The 26,671-nt window shown below is 58.6% G+C and carries 16 protein-coding genes; 7 read left to right on the forward strand and 9 right to left on the reverse strand.

Annotated elements, in window-relative coordinates; genetic code table 11:
- Positions 1–26: 26 nt before the first annotated feature.
- The 7 genes from baeR to yegD all read right to left on the reverse strand — a co-directional run bounded on the left by baeR (position 27) and on the right by yegD (position 12,517).
- A complete protein-coding gene (gene baeR, locus USF70_RS19345) occupies positions 27–749 on the reverse strand; it encodes a two-component system response regulator BaeR (protein WP_023312418.1) in 723 nt (240 codons plus the stop codon).
- Positions 746–2,149, reverse strand: coding sequence for a two-component system sensor histidine kinase BaeS (gene baeS / locus USF70_RS19350; RefSeq protein WP_023312417.1), 1,404 nt, complete (start codon positions 2,147–2,149; stop codon positions 746–748). Before baeS ends, baeR begins: the two co-directional genes overlap by 4 nt.
- Entirely contained in the window at positions 2,146–3,561 is a 1,416-nt protein-coding gene (locus tag USF70_RS19355) for an MFS transporter (RefSeq protein ID WP_214579563.1), read from the reverse strand. The genes baeS and USF70_RS19355 overlap by 4 nt, the downstream gene beginning before the upstream one ends.
- Positions 3,562–6,639, reverse strand: a complete 3,078-nt coding sequence (mdtC, locus tag USF70_RS19360; protein WP_248233420.1) for a multidrug efflux RND transporter permease subunit MdtC — start codon at positions 6,637–6,639, stop codon at positions 3,562–3,564.
- Entirely contained in the window at positions 6,640–9,762 is a 3,123-nt protein-coding gene (locus USF70_RS19365) for an MdtB/MuxB family multidrug efflux RND transporter permease subunit (protein ID WP_320735924.1), read from the reverse strand.
- On the reverse strand, positions 9,762–10,964 hold the full coding sequence (locus tag USF70_RS19370; RefSeq protein ID WP_320735925.1) for an MdtA/MuxA family multidrug efflux RND transporter periplasmic adaptor subunit: 1,203 nt from the start codon (positions 10,962–10,964) through the stop codon (positions 9,762–9,764). The genes USF70_RS19365 and USF70_RS19370 overlap by 1 nt, the downstream gene beginning before the upstream one ends.
- 200 nt (positions 10,965–11,164) lie before the next feature.
- Entirely contained in the window at positions 11,165–12,517 is a 1,353-nt protein-coding gene (gene yegD, locus USF70_RS19375; RefSeq protein ID WP_033145988.1) for a molecular chaperone, read from the reverse strand.
- Positions 12,518–12,772: 255 nt separating this feature from the next.
- Between yegD and alkA the strand changes: the two genes are divergently transcribed.
- Entirely contained in the window at positions 12,773–13,645 is an 873-nt protein-coding gene (gene alkA / locus USF70_RS19380) for a DNA-3-methyladenine glycosylase 2 (protein ID WP_320735926.1), read from the forward strand.
- Here alkA and USF70_RS19385 read toward each other — a convergent pair.
- Positions 13,610–16,939, reverse strand: coding sequence for a diguanylate cyclase (locus USF70_RS19385; RefSeq protein ID WP_320735927.1), 3,330 nt, complete (start codon positions 16,937–16,939; stop codon positions 13,610–13,612). The genes alkA and USF70_RS19385 overlap by 36 nt on opposite strands.
- Positions 16,940–17,282: 343 nt before the next feature.
- Between USF70_RS19385 and udk the strand changes: the two genes are divergently transcribed.
- From udk to asmA, 3 genes are all read left to right on the forward strand, one after another.
- Positions 17,283–17,924, forward strand: coding sequence for a uridine kinase (udk, locus tag USF70_RS19390; RefSeq protein ID WP_008500855.1), 642 nt, complete (start codon positions 17,283–17,285; stop codon positions 17,922–17,924).
- Positions 17,925–18,015: 91 nt separating this feature from the next.
- The gene (gene dcd, locus USF70_RS19395) at positions 18,016–18,597 is read left to right on the forward strand and encodes a dCTP deaminase (protein WP_023312408.1); all 582 of its coding nucleotides are present in this window, start codon (positions 18,016–18,018) and stop codon (positions 18,595–18,597) included.
- A 22-nt stretch (positions 18,598–18,619) separates the two neighbouring features.
- Positions 18,620–20,470 carry an outer membrane assembly protein AsmA gene (gene asmA, locus USF70_RS19400; RefSeq protein ID WP_112778158.1) on the forward strand — a complete coding sequence of 617 codons (1,851 nt, stop codon included), beginning with the start codon at positions 18,620–18,622 and terminating at the stop codon, positions 20,468–20,470.
- A 109-nt stretch (positions 20,471–20,579) separates the two neighbouring features.
- On the opposite strand, the gene USF70_RS19405 is transcribed toward asmA, so the two are convergent.
- Entirely contained in the window at positions 20,580–22,163 is a 1,584-nt protein-coding gene (locus tag USF70_RS19405) for a TerC family protein (protein WP_023312406.1), read from the reverse strand.
- Between the two features lie 692 nt (positions 22,164–22,855).
- Here USF70_RS19405 and USF70_RS19410 point away from each other — a divergent pair.
- From USF70_RS19410 to wzc, 3 genes are read left to right on the forward strand one after another with little or no spacing between them, the layout of a single operon-like run.
- Positions 22,856–23,995, forward strand: coding sequence for a polysaccharide export protein (locus USF70_RS19410; protein ID WP_014170829.1), 1,140 nt, complete (start codon positions 22,856–22,858; stop codon positions 23,993–23,995).
- 6 nt (positions 23,996–24,001) lie between these two features.
- Positions 24,002–24,445, forward strand: coding sequence for a low molecular weight protein-tyrosine-phosphatase Wzb (gene wzb / locus USF70_RS19415; RefSeq protein ID WP_023312405.1), 444 nt, complete (start codon positions 24,002–24,004; stop codon positions 24,443–24,445).
- A gap of 2 nt (positions 24,446–24,447) precedes the next feature.
- Positions 24,448–26,610 carry a tyrosine-protein kinase Wzc gene (gene wzc / locus USF70_RS19420; RefSeq protein WP_048976159.1) on the forward strand — a complete coding sequence of 721 codons (2,163 nt, stop codon included), beginning with the start codon at positions 24,448–24,450 and terminating at the stop codon, positions 26,608–26,610.
- Positions 26,611–26,671: the final 61 nt, after the last annotated feature.

Consider the following 26,671-nt stretch of genomic DNA (forward strand, 5'->3'; position numbering starts at 1 on the left):
CCCCGCAGTGCTGCGGGGCAATATTCTCACATTATCCTGCACGCATCCGCTTCCCAGCGATACCCTACGCCATACACCGCGCGGATAAACGACTGCTCGGCGTCCAGCGCCTCCAGCTTGCGGCGCAGGTTTTTGATGTGGCTGTCGATGGTGCGGTCGGTCACGACGCGGTAATCGTCATACAGGTGGTTCAGCAGCTGCTCGCGGGAGAACACTTTTCCCGGCTCGTGGGAGAGGGTTTTCAGCAGGCGGAACTCCGCAGGCGTCAGGTCCAGCAGCTTGCTGCGCCAGCTCGCCTGGAAGCGGCTTTCGTCGACAATCAGCGGGCTTTCGGCATCGAGCACCTGAAGCTCGCGCTGCGGCCTGCAGCGGCGAAGAATGGTTTTCACGCGGGCGACCACTTCACGCGGGCTGTAGGGTTTGCAGATGTAATCGTCCGCACCAATTTCGAGCCCCAGCAGGCGGTCAATCTCTTCAATTTTGGCGGTGACCATGACGATCGGCACGTCGGAGAAGCGACGAATTTCCCGGCACAGGGTCAGACCGTCAACGCCCGGCAGCATCAAATCCAGCAGGATCAGATCCGGCGGGGTCTGGCGCACGTATGGCAGCACCTGGTCGCCGTGGCTTATCAGCGATGGAGCGTAGCTGGCCGCACGTAAATAGTCGATCAGCAGCTGCCCAAGCTTCGGCTCGTCTTCCACAATCAAAATGCGCGGCGTGTTTTCGTCAATCGGTAACTCGGTCATACTTCTCTCGATAAATCCCGTTCCAGAGGTAACTCTACTGTAATGCTAACCCCGCCAAAAGGCGAATGGGCGGCGCGGATCGTGCCATTATGCGCCTCGACGATGTTAACGCAAATCGCCAACCCCAGTCCGGAACCGCCGCTGGCGCGGTTACGGGAGCCTTCGGTACGGTAGAAACGTTCAAACAGTTTTTCCAGCTGCGCGTCCTGCACGCCGGGGGCGGAGTCCGCGAAGGTGAGGGCAAAGCGCCCGTTTTCCTGCCTGCCGGAGATATGCAGCCCGCCGCCGCTGTCGGTGTAGCGCAGGCTGTTTTCCAGCAGGTTATTGAACAGCTGCATCAGCCGGTCTTTGTCGCCAAACACCACCGCGCTGTCCGGCAGGGAGAGATCGATTTTCAGGTTGCGGCTGGCAAACCGCTCGCGGAAGGCGCCGCTGATCACTTCCAGAATGTTAATCACGTCCACCGGCGCCTTCTGGTAGGCCAGCGCGCCTTCATCGGACATGGAGAGCTGGTGGAGATCGTCCACCAGCTTGGTGAGCGTGCCCACCTCCGCCTGCAGAGAGGCCACCGATTCAGGCGTAAACTGGCGCACGCCGTCCTGGATGGCCTCCAGCTCGCCGCGCAGCACCGCCAGCGGCGTGCGCAGCTCGTGGGAGATATCGGCCATAAAGTCGCGGCGCATCTGCTGGTTCTTCTCCAGCGTGCTGGCAAGCTGGTTAAAATCCTGCGCCAGCTTGCCCAGTTCGTCCTGGCTGCGGGTATCGACGCGGGTGGTAAAATCCCCGGCGGCCAGCTTGTGCGTGCCTTCCACCAGTCTTTTCACCGGGGCGAGCAGACCGCGCGCCAGCGGGAAGGTGGCGAGCGCGGCGAGCAGGGTGGAGAGGGCGACAATCAGCCAGCTTGTCCGACGCTGCTGGCGGTCAAAGTTGATGTCGGTATTGCGCGTCAGGCGCTCCACCGGAGAGGCGATAACCCAGCCGACAGTCGCATTGTTGACTTTAATCGCACGACGGGTGCCGTCCGGCGGGATCGGCGCACGCGGACCCACCAGCGTGCGCATGTCCTGGTCAATCACCCAGAACTGGGTGCGCCAGCCGTGCGGCGGCATGCCCGGCCCCGGGCGATCGTCACCGGTATCGTGCTCCAGCGAGCGCAGGATCTGGAAAATAAAGCGGTCGTTATTGCGCAGAAAACGCCAGTTGCCGTGCTGGGCGTACTGTTCACTCAGCGCATCGCTTAAGCCCTGTAAACGCTGTTCATTGCCATGCTTGATGTAATCAATAAAACCGCGCTCAAAGCTGATCCGCACCGCCCAGTGCATGGTGATCAGCAGGACGATACAGGTGGCAAATATCGCCACGAAGAGCTTGCCGGTAATGCCCGGACGCCAGAATTTCATGAGCCACTCCTTTTGCCGCGCCTAATCACGACGTTCTTGCTGGTATCATCCGGCACTCTGGCGAAGATGAAAGCGGGCAGGGCGATGATGACCGCCATGCTGAGATAGGTATACAAAAAGACCTGATGCGCCACCGGCGTGTCGACGCTGAGATGGTGCTGGCCGTACATGCCGAGCAGTAAACCCGCGATGGTCACCCCGACGCTCATCGAGAGCTGCATGATCATCGACAGCAGGCTATTGCCGCTGCTTGCCAGATCGTCCGGCAGGTCCTTCAGCGTCAGGGTATTCATCGACGAAAAGCGCATGGAGTTGACGATCCCCTGGCAGAACAGCACCAGCGGCAGAACGTAGTACCAGCCCATCAGCGCCACGGCCATAAACAGCAGACTGACCAGCGCCAGCCCCAGCGTGGCGGTTACCAGCACGTGACGATAGCCAAAGCGGTTCACCACCTGCACCACGATGCGCTTCATTCCCATGCTGCCGAGCACCATCGGGATCATCATCAGGCCCGCGTGGAACGGCGAAAATCCCATTCCGATTTGCAGGAAAACGGGCGTCATAAACGGTAGCATGCCGCTGCCGACGCGCCCGGCGAAGCTGCCAAACAGGCCAAGGCGATAGGTGGGGTTTTTAAACAAGCTCAGGCTGAACAGCGCCTTATCGTTGCCTCTGGCATGCCGCAGATACCACAGTATGGCGGTAACGCCGATAACGACCAGCATCCCCAGCGTCAGGGGCGAAATCCCCAGCCCTTTTTGCCCGTCGAGCGCCAGGGTAAGCGTGGCCATGCCCGCCGCCAGCAGGATAAAGCCGAAGAAATCAAAGCGCCGCGTCTGCATTTTGTAGTTCGGCATCAGCGTCAGGGTGGCGATGGCGCCGATGATGCCAACAGGAAGATTGATTAAGAAGATCCAGTGCCAGGAGGCGTACTCCACCAGAATGCCGCCGAGCGCCGGGCCCAGCAGCGGCCCCACCTGACCGGGCAACGTCACAAAGGTCATCGCCGCCATGTACTGCTCGCGCGGCACGATCTTCATCACCGTTAGCCGCCCGACGGGCACCATCATCGCCCCGCCGACGCCCTGCAGCACGCGTGCCATCACCAGCTGGTCGAGGGTGTTGGCCTGGGCGCAAAACAGCGAGCCGGTGGTAAACAGCACGATGGCGGTAAAGAAGATATTCCGCACGCCCACTTTGTCCGCCAGCCAGCCGCTGGCTGGCAGCATGACGGCCACCGTCAGCACGTAGGAGACAATCACCATATGCATATGCAGCGGGCTCTCCCCCAGGCTTTTCGCCATGGAGGGGAGGGCGGTGTTGACGATGGTCGTATCCAGCGACTGCATAAAGAAGCCGAAAGCGACTATCCATAGCTGCCAGCGAACGTTAGCGGGGAGATCGGTCATTTACTCGGTCACCGTGGTTCTGTTTTTACGCGAAAAGCGCAGCCGCAGGCGGTCGAAGAACAGATAGACCACCGGCGTGGTGTACAGCGTCAGCAGCTGACTCATGACCAGGCCGCCGACGATGGTGATCCCCAGCGGCTGGCGCAGCTCCGAGCCGTCGCCGCCCGAAATAACCAGCGGCAGCGCGCCAAACAGCGCCGCCAGAGTGGTCATCATGATCGGACGAAAACGCAGCAGGCAGGCCTGGAAGATGGCCTCTTCCGGCGACAGATTGCCGTTGCGCTGGGCGTCCAGGGCGAAATCCACCATCATGATCGCGTTTTTCTTCACGATGCCGATCAACAGCATGATCCCGATGAGCGCGATCAGGCTGAACGGCGCGCCGAACAGCTCCAGCGCAAGCAGCGCCCCCACGCCCGCCGACGGCAGCGTCGAGAGAATGGTCAGCGGGTGAACGTAGCTCTCGTACAGCACGCCCAGCACAATATAAACCGTGGCGATGGCGGCCAGAATCAAAATCACCTGCGAGTTCATCGTCTCCTGGAACACCTGCGCGGTGCCGGCAAAGCTGCCGCGCACGGTGGACGGCACGCCAAGCTGCGTCATCGCGCGGTTGATTGCGTCGCTGGCTTCAGAAAGCGACGAACCGGCGGGCAGGTTAAAGGAGATGGTCGACGCCGCCGACAGCCCCTGATGGTTCACCGACAGCGGCGCGTTGGCAGGCTGCCAGCTGGCAAAGTAGGAGAGCGGAATCGCCTTGCCGTCGTTGTTAATCACAAACATTTTGTCCAGAGCGCTGATGTCCTGGGTGTAGCGCGGGTCAACCTCCATCACCACCTTATACTGGTTCATCGGCTGGTAGATGGTGGAGATCTCGCGCTGGCCGAAGGCGTTGTTCAGCAGGCTGTTGGCGGCTTCAACGTTAATGCCCAGACGCGACATGGTTTCGCGGTCGTAGGTCAGGGCCATCTCGGCGCCGTTGTCCTGCTGATCGGAGTTGACGTCCGCCAGCTGCGGCAGGGCGGCCAGCGCCTTGCGGATCTTCGGCTCCCACTCGCGCAGGGCGGCTAAATCGTCCGAGAGCAACGTGTACTGATAGCTGGCGTTCGCCTGACGGCCGCCGACGCGGATATCCTGAACGGCCATCAAAAACAGGTTTGCCCCCGGCTCTTTGGCGAGCTTCACCCGCAGGCGGTCAATCACCTGCTGGGCGGTTTCGTTGCGTTCGCCGCGCGGTTTCAGGGTAATAAACATCATCCCGCTGTTAACGCGTGACCCGCCGGTAAAGCCGGTGACGTTATCCACGGCTTTGTCTTCACGAATGATCTTCATAAAGTCCTGCAGCTTGCCGCGCATCGCCTGGAACGAAATGCTCTGGTCCGCCTGAATCCCCCCCATCAGCACGCCGGTGTCCTGCTCCGGGAAGAAGGTTTTCGGGATGGTGATGTACATCCAGACGTTCAGCCCAATGGTGGCGATAAGCACCAGGCCGACTAGCCGGGTATGGTTCAGCACCCACTTCAGCGATTTGCCGTAGCCTTCCTGCATGGCCATCAGGAAGCGACCAAAGCCTTTACGGCGCGGCTGCGAATGGGGTTTGCTGCGCTTGAGCATCCAGCCGCACATCATCGGCGTCAGCGTTAAGGAGATCGCCAGCGAAATCCCGATGGCGACGGAGAGGGTGACGGCAAACTCGCGCAGCAGCCGGCCCGGCAGCCCGCCCATCAGCAGCAGCGGCAGGAATACCGCCACCAGCGACAGGCTCATGGAGAGCACCGTAAAGCCCACCTCGCGTGTGCCCTGCAGCGCGGCCTGCAGCGGCTTCACGCCCGCTTCCAGGTGGCGGGAAATGTTTTCCAGCACCACGATGGCGTCATCCACCACGAAGCCCGTCGCTATCGTCAGGGCCATCAGCGACAGGTTGTTGAGGCTAAACCCGCACAGGTACATGGCGGCAAAGGTACCGATCAGCGAGACCGGCACGGCCACCGCCGGAATAAGCGTCGCGCGGCCGGATCGCAGGAACAGGAAGACCACCAGGATCACCAGCGCGACGGAGATAATCAGCGTTTGCTCCACCTCTTCAAGCGAGGCGCGAATGGTCGGGGAGCGATCCTGGGCAATTTGCAGATCGATTGCTGCCGGGATGGTCTCCTGCAGGTCCGGAAGACGGGCGCGAATGCTGTTCACCGTCTCAATAATATTCGCTTCCGGCAGCTTGCGGATCATCAGCAGAATGGCCGGTTTTGCATTGGTCATCCCGGCGTTGCGCACGTCCTGCACCGAGTCGGTGACGCTGGCAACGTCGCTTAAGCGCACCGCCGCGCCGTTGTTGTAGTGAATAATGAGCGGCTGATATTCCGCGGCGGTTTTCAGCTCGTCGTTAGTGTGGATCTGCCAGCGGTGGCTACCGTCCTCAATCGCCCCCTGCGGCTTGCGGACGTTGGCCGTGCTGATGGCGGAGCGCACGTCATCCAGCGACACGCCCTGGTTGAACAGCGCCTGCGGGTTTAGGCCCACGCGCACGGCGGGCAGGGAGCTCCCGCCGACGCTCACGTCACCGACGCCGTTAATTTGTGAGATGGTCTGCGCCAGCTGGGTAGACGCAAAGTCGTAAAGCTGCCCCTGCGAGTACGTATCCGAGGTCAGCGTCAGGATCATGATCGGCGCATCGGACGGGTTGGCCTTGCGGTAGGTTGGGCGGCTCGGCATCCCGCTCGGCAGCAGGCTTTGTGCGGCGTTGATGGCCGCCTGCACGTCGCGCGCTGCACCGTTAATATCCCGGTCGAAGCTGAACTCCAGAATGATGCGCGTGCTGCCCAGCGAGCTGCTGGAGGTCATCTCGTTGACCCCGGCAATTCGCCCAAGGGAACGCTCCAGCGGCGTGGCAACCGACGAGGCCATGGTTTCCGGTGACGCGCCCGGCAGCGAGGCGCTGACCATGATCACCGGGAAATCCACCTGCGGCAGGGGCGCTACCGGCAGCAGCCGGAAGCCCAGCACGCCGCAGAGGGTAATGGCGAGCGAGATTAAAATCGTCGCCACCGGGCGATAAATGAAGAGGGCGAAAAACTTCACTTATGCCTCCTCTTCACGTTTCGGGAAGCGGCTTTTGGTCCACAGCGCCAGGCGGTCAAACAGCAGGTAGATAACCGGCGTAGTGAAGAGCGTTAGCACCTGGCTTACCAGCAGACCGCCGACCATGCCGATACCCAGCGGACGGCGCAGCTCCGCGCCGACGCCGGTGCTGAGCATCAGCGGCAGCGCGCCCAGCAGGGCGGCCAGCGTGGTCATCAGGATTGGACGAAAACGCAGCAGACAGGCCTGGAAGATGGCGTTGCGCGGCGACATGCCCTGCTCGCGCTCGGCGGCCAGGGCAAAGTCGATCATCATGATGGCGTTTTTCTTCACGATCCCGATAAGCAGGATAATGCCGATGATGGCAATGACGTCCAGCTCGCTGCCCGCCAGCATCAGTGCCAGCAGCGCCCCCACGCCCGCCGTCGGCAGGGTAGAGAGGATGGTGATCGGGTGGATAAAGCTTTCGTATAGCACGCCGAGCACGATGTACATCGCCACGACCGCCGCGACGATAAGCCAGATGGTGTTACCCAGCGCGGCCTGAAACGCCAGCGTGCTGCCCTGGAACTGGGTCTGAATATCGGACGGGAAGCTGAGCTCTTTTTCAGCAGCCTGAATGGCCTCCACCGCTTCGCCGAGAGAATAATTGTCCGGCACGTTGAAGGAAATGGTGGTGGACGGGAACTGATCCAGATGGTTAATCGACAGCGGGGTATAGCGTTCTTCCACCGTGGCGATAGCGCTCAGCGGCACAATGCCGCCGTCTTTGCTGGTCAGGCGCACCGAGTCCAGCCCCGCCAGGCCGGGCGTATTCTCCGTGTTGTGCTCCAGCACCACGCGATACTGGTTCGCCTGGGTGTAGATGGTGGAGATCAGGCGCTGACCGAAGGCGTTGTACAGGGCGTTGTCCACATCCGACATGGTAATGCCCAGGCGGCTGGCGGTATCGCGGTTGACGTTCACGTATGCCGCCAGCCCTTTGTCCTGCCAGTCGCTGCTGACGTCGGCGAGCTGCGGCAGGGTGTTAAGCTTATTCACCAGCTGCGGCACCCAGGTGCTGAGCGCGTCCAGCGAGGTGGCCTGCAGCGTGAACTGGTACTGCGTGCGGCTGACCTGGGTATCAATGGTCAAATCCTGAATCGGCTGCAGGTAAAGCTCAACGCCCGGCACGCGCGCGACGGCGTTTTGCAGACGCTCAATGACGGCGTTGACGCGATCGTCACGTTCATCCAGCGGCTTAAGGTTGATCTGCAGACGCGCGCTGTTGAGCGACGGGTTGGTGCCGTCGACGCCCACGTAGGAGGTCAGGCTCTCAACCGCCGGATCCTTCATGATGATTTCAGACACCTGCTGCTGGCGCTGGGCCATACTGGCGAAGGAGACCGACTGCGGGGCCTGCAGCGTGCCCTGAATAATGCCGTTGTCCTGAATCGGGAAGAAGCCTTTCGGAATGAAAATCCACAGCATCACGCTGAGCGCCAGGGTTCCCAGCGCCACGCCGAGCGTGGCCCACGGATGGTTAAGGACTTTCGCCAGCAGGCGACCGTAGGCGGCAATAATCCGCTCGAACATGCGCTCGGAGGCGCGCGAGAAGCGGTTTTGCTTGCGCAGGGACTCGTGGCTCAGCATGCGGGCGCACATCATCGGCGTCAGGGTCAGCGACACCACGGCGGAGATCAAAATGGCGACCGCCAGCGTCACGGCAAACTCGCGGAACAGCCGCCCGACGATATCGCCCATAAACAGCAGCGGGATCAGCACCGCAATCAGCGAGAAGGTCAGCGAGATAATGGTAAAGCCGATTTCGCCCGCGCCCTTCAGCGCGGCCGCCAGCGGTTTTTCACCTTTCTCGATATAGCGCGAAATGTTCTCAATAACGACGATGGCGTCGTCCACCACGAACCCGGTGGCGATGGTGAGCGCCATCAGCGTCAGGTTGTTAATCGAAAAATCGAGGAACACCATCACCGCAAAGGTCCCGACCAGCGAGAGCGGCACGGCGACGGCGGGAATAATGGTGGCCGGAACGTTGCGCAGGAACAGATAGATGATCATGACGACCAGCGCAATCGCCAGCATCAGCTCAAACTGGGTGTCGGTGACCGACGCGCGAATGTTCGTGGTGCGGTCGGAAAGCACCTTCACGCTGACCGATTTCGGCAGGCTTTCGATCAGCTGCGGCAGCATGGTGCGGATGCTGTCGGCGGTTTCGATGATGTTAGCGCCCGGCTGGCGCTGCACGTTCATCACGATCGCCTGCTGCCTGTTGGCCCAGGCGCCGAGCCAGCTGTTTTCAGCACCTTGTTCCACGGTCGCCACGTCGCCCAGACGCACCGGCGCGCCGTTCTGGTAAGCAATTATCAGCTGGCGGTATTCATCGGCGGACTGCATCTGATCGTTGGCAGAGAGCGTCACGGCGCGGGTAGGGCCGTCCAGCGAGCCTTTTGCCGAGTTAACGTTGGCGCTGCTGATGGCGGTGCGGATGGTTTCGCTGGTCAGCCCCAGCGCGGCAATCGCCTGCGCGTTAAGCTTCACGCGTACGGCGGGGCGCTGGCCGCCCGCCAGGGTGACGAGGCCGACGCCGGAGACCTGAGAAATTTTCTGCGCCACGCGCGTTTCGACCATGTCTTCGACCTGGGTCATCGGCATGGCGGAGGAGGTGACGGCCAGCGTCATGATCGGCGGATCAGCCGGGTTCACCTTGCTGTAGACCGGCGGGTTGGGCAGGTCGGACGGCAGCAGGTTGGTGGCGGCGTTGATGGCGGCCTGTACTTCCTGCTCGGCGACGTCCAGCGACAGCGTCAGCTGGAACTGCAGCGTCACGACGGATGCCCCGCCGGAACTCTGGGAGGACATCTGTTTTAGTCCGGACATCTGGCCGAACTGGCGCTCCAGCGGCGCGGTAATGGCGGACGTCACCACGTCCGGGCTGGCGCCGGGATAGAGTGTGACAACCTGAATCGTTGGGTAATCCACCTCCGGTAGCGCCGACACGGGCAGGAAGCGATAGCCGATAATCCCGGCGAGCAGGATCGCCACCATCAGCAGCGTGGTGGCGACAGGACGGAGGATAAACAGGCGTGACGGCCCGCCTGTAGAGCCTGGGGGCATAACCTGCATCAGGATTTCTCTCCCTGTTTCGCAGGTTCAACCACTTCCACTTTAGCCCCTTCGGTCAGACGGTCAATGCCGTCGGTGACCACGCGGTCGCCTGCGGAAAGGCCGGCGGCGATGACCACCGTCTGGCTGTCCTGGATACCGGTTTTCACCAGGTGCTTGCTGACCTTATTGTCGCTGTTAAGTACCCAGACGAAGTTACCTTCGTTACCCATCTGCAGGGCAGCCGTTGGGATCACCACCGCGTTCTCTTCGGTGGCGACCAGCATGCGCGCGTTGACGAACTGGTTCGGGAAGAGGGCATCGTCCTGATTGTTAAAGCGCGCCTTCAGCTTGATGGTGCCGGTGGTGGTGTCGATCTGGTTATCCAGACTGAGCAGGGAACCTTCGCTCAGCTTCTGCCTGTTGCTGCGGTCCCAGGCTTCCACCACCAGACCTTTACCGGCTTTTTGCGCCTGCACCACGGTCGCGATTTCGCTTTCCGGCAGGGTAAAGACTAAATCAATCGGGTGAGTCTGGGTGATCACCACGATGCCCGTGGTGTCGCCGCTGGAGATCTGGTTGCCGATATCGACCTGCTTCAGGCCCACGCGTCCGTCAATCGGCGCGGTGATGCGGCTCCAGTCCAGCTGCAGCTGTGCGCTGGCGACGGCGGCCTCGTCGGCTTTGATGGTACCCTGCGTTTCGCTGACCAGCGACTGCTGGGTGTCCAGCTCCTGACGAGACACGAGGTTGGTTTTCACCAGCTGCTGGTAGCGGGCCAAATCGCGACGGGCGTTGGCGAGCGTGGCTTTGTCCTTCGCGAGCTGCCCCTGCGCCTGGGCGAGGGCGACCTTAAACTGGCTCGGGTCGATTTCCGCCAGCAGATCGCCCGCTTTGACCTGCTGACCTTCCTGGAAGTGAATGGCCTGAAGCTGACCGTCGACGCGGCTGCGTACCGTCACGGTGTTGGCGGCAGTAATGGTCCCAAGGCCCGTTAGATAGCGAGGAACGGCTTTATTCACTGCCGTCGCCGCCTGTACCGGCGCCAGCGCGCCGCCGCGCATGCCGTGACGCCCTCCGCCTGCCGGGCGCTGTGCCTGACTATTGGCACCGGCGGGGGCTGCGGTGTTCGCGGATTGACTGTGCCAGTACCAGGCGGCGGCAAGGACCACCACAATGATGCCAGCGGCGATTGCCCAGCGGGATTTGTTACTGCCTTTCATCGTTGTACGTTCTCATCCTGAAGACTTCGGGGAATGATACTAGTTTAGTCAGCTAACACAGCGGAAAAATGGAGGAAATATGGAAGACTGTCAGGAATGGTCTGAATGGAGGTAAACGCAAAACGGCAACATCCGTTGCCGTTTTTGGTGTTTTCTCCCTCTCCCTGTGGGAGAGGGCACCAGACCGCACCGCAACAACGCTAGCTAAACATCACCTGCGCCCAGCGCGCCAGACCAGCGGTAACGGAGCCAAAGTCATCGCCACCGGCAATCGGAATGCCCGGCAGCTGTTCCGCCAGTGCTTTCTTGATCAGCGGCGAACGGGCGCTACCCCCGGTCAGGTAGATAACGTCCGGCTTCTCTTTACCGTTCTCCAGCGCCAGCTGCACCTGCTCCAGAATACGCTGTAGCGGCTGCGCGAGGGCCGTCTCCAGCCCGTCTTGCGAAATCGCGGTGGCCAGATTGTCGCTGATAAACGGCAGGGAGACCGCATGCTCGGTACGATCGGAAAGGGCAATTTTGCTCTCTTCGGCAGTACGCACCACGCGGTAGCTCAGGCGCTGACGCCACACTTTATACAGCAGGGCAACTTTTTCGGCGTCCTGCGCGTCGCGCACCAGATCGTTCAGGAAGCGGCCATTCGCGGTGCTGTAAAAATCACTCTGCGCAGGTACGTCGTTAATGGCAATCGCGTTCCACCACGGCAGGATCGGCAGGGCGATGCCTTTTTCCGTCTGACCGCCCATGCCGAGCAGCGGCATCAGGCTCTTGAATGCCAGCGCGATATCGAGATCGTTACCGCCTACGCGGCAGCCGCTGTGCCCGAGCAGGCTATTTTCGCGATCGCGACGGTTATGCCACTGCGGTCCCATCAGCAGCAGCGAGCAGTCCGTTGTGCCGCCGCCGATATCCACGACTAATACGCGCTTCTCTTCCGTCAGCGTGGCTTCAAAATCCAGCCCCGCGGCAACCGGCTCGTACTGGAACACCACGTCGCGGAAGCCTGCCCGGTGCGCCGCGCGTTCAAGGATCCCCTGCGCCTGCTGGTTGGCCTCATCGCCGCCCAGCCCCTGGAAGTTGATCGGGCGGCCAATGACCGCCTGGGTAATCGCATCGGAGACCTGTGTCTGCGCCTGAGTGCGAATATGCAGCATCATCGCGCACACCAGGTCTTCGAACATCGCCACCTGCTGCGGCTTCAGGCCGCTGGCGCCGAGGAAGGATTTTGGCGACTTAACGAAGTAAACTTCTTCAGGATCTTCAATGTAGTGCCCGAGCGAAGAGAGGCCGAACTGCACGCTGGACGGCGTAACGTCGATGTCTTCCTCGCGGTTAAAGCTGACCGCCCGGCGCAGCAGCGCCTGGGTCTCCGCCGCCGTGGCCGGAACCTGATGGTGGCGGAACAGCCATTCGCTTACCGCTTCACGCGTCGGTGCGCAGAGCATTGACGGCAGCAGCGTGCTCTCTTTTTCCATTTTCAGAAGCTGTGGCTGCCCGTTTTGCATAATCGCAACCGAGCAGTTTGCCGTACCGTAGTCGAATCCAATAAACACGATTAATCCCCATGCCAGTGAGAAGGGGCGAGACTTTAACGAAATGTCCGCATGGCGACAACAGGAATATGAAAGCAAGGCAATACAAGGTCTTTCCGTTTATGCTGATATACCCGTCATACTTCAAGTTGCAGGTGTGTTGGCTGCGCTCGCTCACCCCAGTCACATAGTTATCTATGCTCCTGGGGATTCGCTCTCTTGCCGCCTTCCTGCAACTCGAATTATTTAGGGTATAAGAATGAAAAAGGAGCAACGATGTACACCCTGAACTGGCAACCCCCTTACGACTGGCAGTGGATGTTTGGCTTTCTCGGCGCGCGTGCGGTGACGGGCATCGAAACCGTCACCCACGACTACTACGAGCGCAGTTTTGCCTGCGAAGGGCATCAGGGGATATTTCGCGTAACGCCGGATATCGCCACCCATACGCTGACCGTGACGCTCAGTCCGGGATTAGTTCCGGTTGCGCAGACGTGCCTTGAACGCATCGAGCGCCTGTTCGATCTCGCCTGCAACCCGCAGCACATCGCGGATACGCTGGGCGATCTCGGTGCTGCCCGGCCGGGCTTGCGTTTACCGGGGGCGATGGACGCGTACGAGCAGGGCGTGCGGGCGATCCTCGGGCAGCTGGTGAGCGTGGCGATGGCGGCGAAACTGACGTCGCGCGTGGTGGCGCTGTGCGGTGAGCCGATCGCGGAGTGTCCGGGGTATCTCTGTTTCCCCACGCCGGACGCGCTGGCGGCAGCGGACCCGCTGGCGCTGAAAGCGTTGGGCATGCCGGTAAAACGCGCGGAGTCGTTAATTCATCTGGCGCAGTCGGTCATCGACGGGACGTTTCCGCTTTTCCCACCCGAGAATATTGAGGCCGGGATGAAGGCGCTACAGCAGCGGCCGGGAATAGGGCGCTGGACGGCAAACTACCTGGCCCTGCGCGGCTGGCAGGCGAAAGATGTCTTTCTGCCTGATGATTATCTGATTAAGCAACGCTTTGCCGGGATGACGCCCGCGCAGATTCGGCGTTATGCCGAACGCTGGCAGCCGTGGCGCTCTTACGCGCTGCTGCACATCTGGTATACCGACGGCTGGACGCCGTCAGTTGATGGCGAAATAGCTGGTGTTGAGCAGTAGATCCAGCGGCTGCGGCTCGGCGATGGTGTCGCCATAGATGAAATCAATGCCGATGCCGGAGAGCGTATCCATCATGATGGGCTGATTGCACGGGCCCGCGATGGTTTTCATCCCCAGACGCTGGGCGTGGCCCTGAACAATGGTCACCATCATCTCATCCATCAGGTTGCCATACACGTTGCTTACCACCTCTGCGTCCAGCATCAGATAGTCGGCCATATTGGCGGTCAGGTGGGTGAAGACGTTCATGTCGCGGCCCACCTGGCTGAAGATCACGCGGCAACCCGCCTGGCGAAGCTTTTGCAGACTCCGCTGCAGGTTTTTATCCTGGCTACACACCACGTCGGCAGAGATAACCAGATGCAGGAGACGACCCGGCATCGGGCTTTTATCCAGCAGGTCGAGAAGCTCATCGACCAGCGTTACGCTGGCTAAACCGGCCTCAGAAAGCGGCAGCGCCACCCCCATGCCTTTACTGGCGACCTGTGCGGCAGAGGCGCGGAAAAACTCATTAAAAATACGCCTGTCGAGGGCGTGCAAAAGCTCAGGCTCGGCCAGACCCGAGCGGAAGGCATGCTCTTCCTGGACTTCGCCCTGGCTGGTCCACAGGCGTAACGAGAGCAGCCAGAAATTACTGCTTTCCGGGATGCGCGGGGAGGCGACGCTGCGGGCAATCATCATCAGGTGATTGTCTTTAATCATGTGCCACTGTTCATCAAGCGACATCATGCTGCGCGTGTTGTGATCCCGCTCCTGCTGGGGTTCGTAAACCGTCACCATGCCGCGCCCGCTGTTTTTCGAGGCATAACAGGCTATATCCGCCTGCGACATCACCTCCGACGCCTGATGGTTATTTTCATCAATCAGCGTGATGCCTGCGCTGGCGCCGATCCGGTGCAGGCGGCCTTCCCACATAAAGTGATAGTCATTGATCGTGTGGATCAGGCGCCCGGCGATATAGCGCGCGCTTTCAATATTGCAGTCCGGCAGCAGTAACCCGAACTCATCTCCGCCCAGACGCGCCAGCACGTCGCTGGAGCGGAGCATGGTCAACATCAGGGAGGAGAGCTCCCGCAGCAGGGCATCCCCCGCCGCATGGCCTGCCGTATCGTTGACGGCTTTAAAGCGATCGAGATCGATAAAGACCAGAGCATGACGCTGGCGCGTTTCGCGAACGGTCTGCAGGAGGCGTTTAAGATGATTTTCGAAGCTGACCCGGTTTGCCAGATGGGTCAGGGCATCGTGGGAGGCGCTGTAGCTCAGCTGACGCAGCATTTTGCGCGACTCGGTCACGTCCTGAATCACGATAACCGAGCCAATATTCTGCCCATCCAGCGTGCTGAGCGGCGTAATGCTGTAGTGAATATCAAAATTCCCGCCGGTCCGGCAGTTCAGCACCACGTCCTGATCGATATCGGAACGGGACATATCGCCGCTGTGAATATTCTCCATCAGCGGCCCTTTTTCACCAAAGGTGATGTGCAACACCTTGAGGATCGGCTGGCCGATAGCCTCGGTCTGCAGCCAGCCGCTCATTTTCTCGGCTACCGGGTTCATGAAGGTGACGTTCATGTTGATATCGGTGCACAGCACCGCTTCACCGATAGAATCGAGGGTGATGTGCAGACGCTCTTTTTCCTGGAAGAGGGCCTCGTTGAGCTGCTTCACCTCGGTCATGTCCATGTTGATCCCGAGCAGCCGTTCGACTTCACCCTGCTTATTGAGCACCCGGTTCGCCAGGGAGCGAATGTGGCGCACGCCTTCCTTCACGCGGATGCGGAATTCCAGCTTAAACGGCAGACGGGAAATCAGCGAGTCCCGCAGCACCTGCTCAGCGTGGGCACGATCTTCCGGCAGCATCGTGTCATGCCAGAGCTGCCAGGTAGGCTTGATGTGCGGCGGGATTTCATACAGCTCAAACATCCGCTTGTCCCAGCTGATAATGTCTGGCTCCAGATCCCACTCCCAGATGCCGATGCCGCCCGCTTCGTTAGCCAGCGTAATGCGCTCCATCAGGCGTTTGTTGACCCACTCGGTCTGCTTTAGATCGTTAATGTCTTCAATCTGGGCGATAAAATAGAGCGGCGAGCCGTCGGCATGGCGCACGACGGAGACGGCAAGGAGCGCCCAGACCACTTCCCCGTCGCGAGTGTAATAGCGCTTCTCAAGGGTATAGGTATTGATGTCGCCGTTGACCAGCTGTTCGAGCTGTTCCAGGTCGGTGTGCAGATCTTCCGGCCAGGTGAGCTGCTGGAAGGTCAGAGACTGGAGCTCCGTCTGGCTGTAACCGAGGAAATTGCACAGCGCCTTGTTAGCCTGCAGCCATTTGCCCTCAATGCTGACCAGCGCCATACCGATGGCGGAATACTCCATCGCATTGCGGAAACGCTCCTCGCTTTCGGTGATGTGTTTGCGCTCGGCGCGGAAGGCATACATCACCATGGTCATCACGTTGGCAGGCAGGAGCAGCATCAGGAACGGCAGCCAGGGGGCGTTCAGCATCGCCCCGACGTGCTGGGTTGTCAGCGCCACAGGATTTCGGGCAATCATCAGCGACACAACCATCACGGTGACCAGAAACACCAGGAACGCTTCCATTCGCGGCAAGCGCACGGCGCTCCACATAAGCAAAACGATAACGCAGGTGAAAGGCCACGGCAGCCAGGTGATGGCTGCCCAGCTGAGGGCCAGCGTTACGGCCAGCGTGGTCAGGGTTTCCAGCAGCAGTCTCGGGTCACGGTGGCGCAGCAGATAATGCGGTTTAAACAACAGCCCCAACGGTACCACCGCCAGCGCGCCGATGGCTTCGGACAGCACCCAGACGAAGAAATTACGCAGGGGTTCAGGGCCGGGAGCCAGCAGGGACACCAGCAAGCCGCCCACCAGCGGCGGGATCACCGCGCTGCCGATGGCCACGCGGATCCAGTCATTCAGATTCTGCAGCGGGTTGTACCATGGGAGCAATTTGCGCAGCAATAGCGCACCGGTAAAGGCTTCAACCACGTTAATCGAGGTATAGGTGAGGCTTATCGATCCCCACGAAAAGAGCATCCAGGTGGCCAGAATATTGCCGAACGAACAGGCCAGGGCAATTCCCGGCCACATTTTTCCTGCATGGCGATAAAACGCCACCATCATAATGGCGGTGGGGAACCAGAGCGGGGCCAGCAGGGTGCCGAACCGGGTAAGCTCCAGGGAAAATAAGGTAAAGATAAAGGTGACCAGGCCCAGACAGACAAGTCGTATTAAAGGATGTGGGGTGGTAACCAAAACCCGCTGGTATTGTTTATTCATTACCGCTTTATCCAGAGACGCCATGCCGTCAGGGAAGATGTCCGAACGCGTGAATTTGATAATTTGGTTTATGCTAGTACAAACAATTTACAATTCATATGGTGACCGCTCAGAATTTGACACCACAGACTTATTAAATAGAGGCTCCGTGAAAAAAAACGGTTAAACGCTGAAAAAACGCTCATTTAAATTTCACTCAGGGAATAAGACGTCACTTTTCGGCCAGTCTCGCAGAACCTGTGCTTTCGACTGGTATCACGCCCGTGAAATCCCTATAATTGCCGCGTTTGACGCTCCGGCGTCGTCCTTTCTTAACATCCAGGTTAATCAGGTCGCTAAATTTATGACTGATAAGTCTCATCAATGCGTCATTATAGGCATCGCCGGCGCATCGGCTTCAGGTAAAAGTCTAATTGCCAGTACGCTTTATCGCGAACTGCGTGAACAAGTAGGTGATGAGCATATCGGCGTCATTCCCGAAGACAGCTATTACAAAGATCAATCCCATCTGTCGATGGAAGAACGCGTCAAAACCAACTATGACCATCCAAATGCAATGGATCACAGCTTGCTGTTCCAGCATTTAGAAGCGCTTAAGAGCGGCCAGGCCATTGAACTGCCCGTTTACAGTTACGTAGAACACACCCGCACGCAGGAAACCATCCGCATCGAGCCGAAAAAGGTCATTATCCTTGAAGGCATCCTGTTGCTGACCGACGCCCGCCTGCGTGAATCCATGAACTTCTCGATTTTCGTCGATACCCCGCTGGATATCTGCCTGATGCGCCGCATCAAGCGTGACGTGAATGAACGTGGCCGTTCGATGGACTCCGTCATGGCGCAATACCAGAAAACGGTCCGCCCGATGTTCCTGCAGTTTATTGAGCCATCCAAACAATACGCCGATATCATCGTGCCGCGCGGGGGTAAAAACCGCATTGCTATTGATATCTTAAAAGCGAAAATCAGCCAGTTTTTTGAATAACCCGCGTGAATTGTGTACCGTTCAGAGATAACCTGGTTTTACCCTAAGCGCTTACCGCCTCAGGGTACGATGCATGAAAGGAGAAAGTGGCATGCGTCTTTGCGATCGCGATATTGAAGCCTGGCTGGATGAAGGCCGTTTGTCTATTACCCCGCGCCCGCCCGTTGAGCGTATCAATGGCGTGACCGTTGATGTCCGCCTGGGGAATAAATTCCGCACCTTTAGTGGCCACACTGCGCCGTTCATTGACCTCAGCGGGCCGAAGGACGAAGTCAGCGCCGCGCTCGATCGCGTGATGAGTGACGAAATCGTAATCGATGAAGGCGAAGCTTTTTATCTGCATCCGGGTGAACTGGCCCTGGCGGTGACGTTTGAATCCGTCACTCTGCCTCCGGACCTGGTCGGCTGGCTTGATGGTCGTTCTTCGCTGGCGCGACTGGGGCTGATGGTTCACGTGACCGCGCACCGTATCGATCCAGGCTGGTCGGGGCGTATCGTGCTGGAATTCTTCAATGCCGGTAAATTGCCGCTGGCGCTGCGTCCGGGCATGATGATCGGCGCGTTAAGCTTTGAACCGCTGTCAGGCCCGGCAGATCGTCCTTATAACCGTCGGCAGGACGCAAAATATCGCGACCAGCAGGGCGCGGTTGCCAGCCGTATTGATAAAGACTGATCGTTAGTCCATTGAGGATGCCATGAGAAGAGTTCTGACGACGCTGATGATTTTGCTGGTGGTGCTGGTGGCTGGCCTTTCGGCGTTGGTTCTGCTGGTTAACCCCAACGATTTCCGCGCTTACATGGTGCGGCAGGTCGAGGCGCGCAGTGGTTATCAACTGAAGCTTGACGGGCCGCTGCGCTGGCACGTCTGGCCGCAGCTCAGCATTCTCTCTGGCCGCATGTCGCTCACGGCACCGGGGGCGTCCCAGCCGCTGGTGTCCGCAGACAACATGCGCCTCGATGTGGCGCTGATCCCGCTCATTTCCCATCAGCTGCAGGTTAAGCAGGTGATGCTGAAAGGCGCGGTGATTCAGCTCACCCCGCAAACCGAAGCCGTGCGTGATGCCAGTGCGCCGGTTGCGCCGCGCGAAAATACTCTGCCCGATGAACCGTCCGATACCGGCTGGTCCTTTGATATCGGCAAGCTGAAAGTTGCCGACAGCGTGTTGGTTTTCCAGCATGAGCACCAGGAGCAGGTGACCATTCGCAACATTAACCTGCAGATGGAACAGGATGCTCACCATCTTGCGTCGCTGGAATTTAGCGGGCGCGTGAACCGCGATCAGCGCGATTTGACCCTGTCGCTGAATGCTAATGTGAACGCCTCGGACTACCCGCATCAGCTCACGGCCGACATCCAGCAGCTGAACTGGCAGCTGACGGGTGCCGATCTCCCCACCCAGGGGATAACCGGGCAGGGAACGCTGCAGGCCGTGTGGCGCGAAGAGCAAAAGCAGCTCGAGCTGGATAATCTCAACCTGCAGGCAAATGACAGTAGCCTGAAGGGGCAGGCGAGCGTCACGCTCGAAGAGAAGCCGAAGTGGGTGCTGAATCTGCAGTTTGACAAGCTCAATCTGGAAAATCTGCTGCCGCCTCTGCCGGCCAGCGCCACGGACAACGATGCCACCCAGACGGGGCAAAGCCAGGCACCGGCATCACGTCCGGTTATCTCGTCTAATCTCGATCAGCCTGACTATAACGCGCTGCGCGGATTCACGGCGGATATTCTGCTGAAAGCCAATAGCCTGCGCTGGCGCGGCATTGATTTTACCGACGTGAGCAGCCAGATGTTTAACCATAACGGTTTGCTGGTGATCTCCGAACTGAGCGGGAAGATGGGCGCAGGAAACCTCTCGCTGCCCGGCACGCTGGATGTCCGTAAAGACGTTGCCAGCGCCGAATTCCAGCCGCGTCTCGACAACGTTGAGATAGGCACCATCCTGAACGCGTTCAACTATCCGATATCCCTGACGGGGCAGTTGACGCTCGCGGGTGACTTCTCAGGCACGAAAATTGATGCCGATGCTTTCCGCCGCGAGTGGCAGGGGCAGGCGCATCTTGAACTGAAGAATTCCCGTATGGAAGGGCTTAACTTCCAGCAGCTGGTGCAGCAGGCGGTTGAGCGCAGCAGCGATGTGAAGGCCCAGGATAACTACGACAGCGCCACGCGCCTCGACAGCTTCACCGCGGACCTGACGCTGGACAACGGACAACTTACTCTCGACGGAATGCAGGGCGCCTCTTCACTTTTATCAATGACCGGTGAAGGTAAGCTGGATCTGGTGAAAGAGACGGCGGATACGCGCTTTAACGTGCGGGTACTTTCCGGCTGGCAGGGTGAAAGCAAGCTCATCGACTTCCTGAAAGAGACGCCGGTCCCGCTGACCGTATACGGCAAATGGCAGGCCCTGAATTACAGCCTGCAGGTGGATCAGATCCTGCGCAAGCATCTGCAGGATGAAGCGAAACGTCGGCTTAGCGGCTGGGCGGATCGTAATAAAGATTCACAGGACGGTAAGGACGTGAAGAAGCTGCTGGATAAGCTTTGATGTCCGTTGCGCCGGGTGGCGTTGCGGCCTGATGCCCTCACCCCGGCCCTCTCCCACGGGAGAGGGCGCAAACACTAAAAACGGCAACCGGGTTGCCGTTTTGTTTTACCTAAACCTCAAAATCCAGCTCTTCCTCATCCCGCAGCGGAATGAGCTGAACCTTCTGCACGCGATGGTTTTCAATCTGCAGCGTTTTGAGCAGATAGTCGCCCACCTGAACCTCTTCTCCCGGCTGCGGGATACGCTGTAAATACTCCATCAGCAGGCCGGCAATCGTGTGATATTCCCGTTTTTCATCCAGCGGCAGCGGCACGTATTGCACCAGGTCTTCCAGCGGCATGTGGCCGTTAGCCGTCCACGACCCGTCTGCATTTTTCTGAATGTCATGGCGGGCGTCAATCTCATCCACCTCGTTAGGCAGATTACCGGCAATGGTTTCCATGACGTCGCTGAGCGTGACCAGTCCTTCCACCGAACCAAACTCATCCACCACAAAGGCAAAGTGCGTGCGCGCGTTACGGAATTGCTCAAGGGCGGAAAGCAGCGGTAGCCCCTCAGGGAAGACCAGCGGCTGGCGCACCAGAACGCGCAGGTTGAGCGCCTCGCCGTGAAGCTGCTGCTGGAGCAGGTCAATAACGTGCACCACGCCCAGCAATTCCTCTTCCTCTTCACCGCCGGTCACCACCACGCGAGTGTGCTGGTTTTTATCCAGCAGGGCGCGAATGTGCTCTTCCGGTGCCGTCAGGTCGATATGCTCAATGTCGTGCCGCGAGGTCATGATGCTGCTGACCGTCCGCTGATTCAGATTAAGCACCCGCTCGATCATACGTCGTTCCTGCGGGTCGAAGATCAGCCCGTCGCTGTGATCGGCCAGCATGGCGGAGGATTCGGCATCCAGCTCCGCATCCTCTTTCTTACCGCTTAGCAGGCGCATAACCGTGTCGGCCGTGCGCTGACGCAGGGTCTGATTCGCGGACAGGAAGCGGCGGCGGTTAAATATCGCCAGCTGGTTGAGCGCTTCAATCATGACGGAGAAGCCGATGGCGGCGTACAGGTAGCCTTTCGGAATATGGAAGCCAAAACCGTCGGCCACCAGGCTAAAGCCAATCATCAGCAGGAAGCTCAGGCAGAGGATCACGATAGTCGGGTGACTGTTCACAAAGCGGGTCAGTGCCTTGCTGGCCATGACCATCAGCGTGATGGCAATGATCACCGCGGCCATCATCACCGCAAGGTGGTCGACCATCCCGACGGCGGTGATCACCGAGTCGAGGGAGAAGACCGCATCCAGCACCACGATTTGCGCCACCACCGGCCAGAATTTCGCCCCGCGGCGCTGGGTTGGATTCTCGCTGTCTTTGCCCTCCAGCCGCTCGTTGAGCTCCACCGTGGCTTTGAACAGCAGGAACAACCCGCCGAAGAGCATGATCAGATCGCGGGCGCTGAAACTCAGGCCGTGAATGGAGAACAGCGGCTGAGTGAGCGTTACCAGCCAGGAGATAGAGGCCAGCAGCAGTAAACGCATCACCATCGCCAGCAGCAGACCCGTCACGCGCGCGCGGTCGCGCTGGGAAGGGGGAAGTTTTTCAGCGAGGATGGCGATAAAGACCAGATTATCAATCCCGAGCACCAGCTCGATGACGACCAGCGTAACCAGCCCGGCCCAGATTGAGGGATCGGCAATCCATTCCATAGTAATAGCAATACCTTCTGTTATATGACGAATGTCACACTTCGATCATGGATAAAGCTGGGGGAAATTGCAATGCCGGGCTGAGATTTCTCTTAATACGAGGGGTAAAAAAGAGAGCATTCTCAATAGGGTGTAAATAAGCGAAATACGTATATTTAATTACAAGGAATGCATTTTAGGATATATCGCAGGTGATGATTTTTACTGTCATTTTGTCAATATAAAGAAATTCCTAAAAGGTCAAAAATTTGCTCTTAATATTAATCTTAAAAACCGATATTAGGACGGTTGTCTCCTTGCCTGCTATTAGGTTAGCTGCAACAATTCTCCCAGCATCAAATGTTAAATCTCGGTGTTGCTATTAATGTTCGGTCTTCAGGGGTGGTTATTCATTATCCGTCGGGTTTCTCAAGCGACTGATATATTTCCAGAAGACCTTGCTCAAGAGGGTGTCTATCCATAACACATTGTTTAGTCAGTGGATTGGTAACTGAAAGCCAAGGGCGGTAGCGTGCCTGAAAGCGTGTGAATCAGCCTCGATTATTCTGTCAATAGCCAATGGATGAATAAGCTTTTTTTAGGACTGATGCCAGTTATATTTCTATTTGATTAACTGCATGCTGAAACCCAATACGACTCGAGCTTATTTAAATTGCACAGGATAATTACTCTGCCAAAGTGATAAATAATCAATGATGAAATCCAAAATGAAATTGATGCCATTATTGGTGTCTGTGACCTTGATGAGTGGTTGCACGGTCTTTCCCGGCAGCAATATGTCAACAATGGGTAAGGATGTGATCAAGCAACAGGATGCCGATTTTGATCTCGACAAAATGGTGAATGTTTATCCACTTACGCCTCGTCTGGTCGAACAATTACGTCCACGTCCGAATGTTGCCCAGCCGAATATGTCGCTGGACCAGGAAATTGCGTCCTACCAGTACCGCGTGGGGCCGGGTGACGTGATCAACGTGACCGTCTGGGACCACCCTGAACTGACCACGCCAGCGGGCCAGTACCGTAGCTCAAGCGACACCGGTAACTGGGTGCAGTCAGATGGCACTATGTTCTATCCCTACATTGGTAAAGTCCATGTTGCAGGGAAAACGCTTGCCGAGATCCGTAGTGATATTACCGGCCGCTTAGCGCAGTACATCGCCGATCCGCAGGTGGACGTTAATATCGCCGCATTCCGCTCGCAAAAAGCCTATATCTCCGGCCAGGTGAACAAATCCGGCCAGCAGGCCATCACCAACGTTCCTCTGACCGTCCTGGATGCCATCAACGCCGCGGGCGGGTTAACCGACGGTGCCGACTGGCGCAACGTGGTGCTCACCCACAACGGGAAGGAGCAGCGTATTTCGCTGCAGGCGCTGATGCAAAACGGCGATCTGACCCAGAACCGCCTGCTCTATCCGGGCGACATCCTCTACGTGCCGCGCAATGACGATCTGAAAGTCTTCGTGATGGGTGAAGTGAAGAAACAGAGCACCCTCAAAATGGACTTCAGCGGTATGACGCTGACCGAAGCGCTGGGCAATGCTGAGGGTATCGATCTGACGACCTCTAACGCGACCGGTATCTTCGTTATCCGTCCGCTGAAAGGTGAGGGCAGTGCGAAAGGCAAGATTGCCAACATCTACCAGCTGGATATGTCCGATGCGACCTCTCTGGTGATGGCAACGGAGTTCCGTCTCCAGCCATACGATGTGGTGTATGTCACTACCGCGCCGGTTGCCCGCTGGAACCGTCTGATCAACCAGTTGCTGCCAACCATCAGTGGCGTTCGCTACATGACGGATACGGCGCGCGACATTCATACCTGGTAATCCGCGATGTTTAACAAAATTCTGGTGGTATGCGTGGGGAACATTTGCCGTTCCCCTACGGCTGAACGGTTGTTGAAACACTACCAGCCCGAACTGACCGTTGATTCGGCAGGGCTGGGTGCACTGGTCGGTAAAGGTGCCGATGAACGCGCAACGAGCGTGGCGCGGGATCATCACCTCTCTCTCGACGGCCACGTGGCCCGCCAGGTCACTGGCCGCATGTGCCGGGAGTATGACCTGATCCTGACGATGGAAAAACGCCATATTCATGCGCTGTGCGATATCGCTCCGGAGATGCGCGGCAAGGTGATGCTGTTTGGTCACTGGGACAATGAACGTGAAATCCCCGATCCGTATCGCAAAAGCCATGAGGCCTTTGAGGCGGTTTACACCTTACTTGACCAGTCTGCCCAACAGTGGGCGCAGGCACTGAAAGTTCAGCAGGGATAACAATGACAGAAAAAACAAGACCTTCTGCCGCCCCGACTTCGGGCAGTGATGAAATTGATATTGGGCGCCTGGTCGGCACTGTTGTAGAGGCAAAGTGGTGGGTGCTGGGCATTACCGCCGTGTTCGCCGCGGCGGCCGTCGTCTATACGCTATTCGCCACCCCTATCTACAGCGCCGATGCGCTGGTGCAGATCGAGCAGAACACCGGCAACTCGCTGGTGCAGGACATTGGTTCCGCGCTGGCGAACAAGCCGCCGGCATCCGACGCCGAAATTCAGCTCATCCAGTCACGCCTGGTGCTGGGTAAAACGGTTCACGACCTCGGGCTCGATATCTCCGTCACCAAAAATACCTTCCCAATCTTTGGTGCCGGCTGGGATCGGCTGATGGGGCGCAACAACGACACGGTGAAAGTCACTGACTTCGTGCTGCCGAAAGGGGCGGCCGATCAGACGTTTACCCTGACGGTGCTTGGCCCGAAACAGTATCAGCTAACCAGTGACGCAGGCTTTAGCGCCCGCGGTGAAGTGGGGCAGATGCTGACCAAAGACGGCGTCAGCATGATGGTTAGCGCCATCAACGCTCAGGAGGGCGGCGAATTCACCGTCACCAAATTCTCCACCCTGGGGATGATCAACAATCTGCAAAACAACCTGACCGTCACCGAAAACGGTAAGGACACCGGCGTGCTGAGCATGACCTTTACCGGTGAAGATAAGGATCAAATCCGAGACATCCTGAACAGCATTACACGCAACTATCTTGAGCAGAACGTTGAGCGTAAGTCGGCGGAAGCGGCGAAAAGCCTGGCCTTCCTCGCGAAACAGCTCCCGGAAGTGCGCGCTCATCTGGATGATGCCGAGAACAAGCTGAACGCCTATCGTCAGGATAAAGACTCCGTTGACCTGCCGCTGGAGGCGAAATCGGTCCTCGATTCGATGGTCAACATTGATGCGCAGCTCAACGAGCTGACCTTCAAAGAGGCGGAGATTTCCAAGCTTTATACCAAACGTCACCCGGCCTACCGCACGCTGCTGGAGAAACGCCGTACCCTGGAAGAGGAGAAGGCGAAGCTCAATGACCGCGTGACCGCGATGCCGAAAACGCAGCAGGAGATCGTGCGTCTGACCCGCGACGTGGAGTCAGGACAGCAGGTTTACATGCAGCTGCTGAACAAGCAGCAGGAGCTGAAAATCACCGAAGCCAGTACCGTCGGTGACGTGCGCATCGTCGACCCGGCCATTACCCAGCCTGGCGTGCTGAAACCGAAGAAAGCGCTGATTATTCTCGGCAGCATTATTCTCGGCCTGATGCTCTCCATCGTGGGCGTGCTGCTGCGTTCCCTGTTCAACCGCGGTATCGAAAGCCCGCAGGTGCTGGAAGAGAGCGGTATCAACGTCTATGCCAGCATTCCGCTGTCCGAGTGGCAAAAATCCCGTGACAGCGTCAAAACCATCAAGGGCGTCAAGCGTTACAAACAGAGCCAGCTTCTGGCGGTGGGTAACCCGACCGACCTCGCCATCGAAGCGATCCGTAGCCTGCGTACCAGTCTGCACTTCGCCATGATGCAGGCCAAAAACAACGTCCTGATGTTAACCGGCGTCAGCCCGTCAATCGGTAAAACCTTCGTCTGCGCCAACCTGGCGGCGGTGGTCAGCCAGACCAACAAGCGCGTGCTGCTGATCGACTGCGATATGCGTAAGGGCTACACCCACGAGCTGCTGGGCACCAACAACGTGAACGGTCTGTCGGAAATCCTGCTCGGCAAAGGTGAAATCAGCCAGAGCGCGAAACCCACAACGGTGCCGAAATTTGACCTGATCCCACGCGGTCAGGTGCCGCCTAACCCGTCCGAGCTGCTGATGAGCGAGCGCTTTACCGAGCTGGTGGAGTGGGCGAGCAAAAATTACGACCTGGTGCTGATCGATACGCCGCCAATTCTGGCCGTGACCGACGCAGCGGTTGTTGGCCGCCACGCTGGCACCACGCTGATGGTGGCGCGTTACGCGGTCAACACCCTGAAAGAGGTGGAAACCAGCCTGAGCCGCTTCGAGCAGAACGGGATTGAGGTGAAAGGGGTGATCCTGAACTCCATCTTCCGCCGCGCGACCGGGTACCAGGATTACGGCTATTACGAGTACGAATATAAGTCTGACAGTAAATAACAAAACATACCCCACACCCCTCACCCTAACCCTCTCCCCAAAGGGGAGAGGGGACTGTTCG

It is taken from the genome of Enterobacter sp. 237C8 (assembly GCF_034106865.1).
GTDB classification, from domain to species: domain Bacteria; phylum Pseudomonadota; class Gammaproteobacteria; order Enterobacterales; family Enterobacteriaceae; genus Enterobacter; species Enterobacter asburiae_B.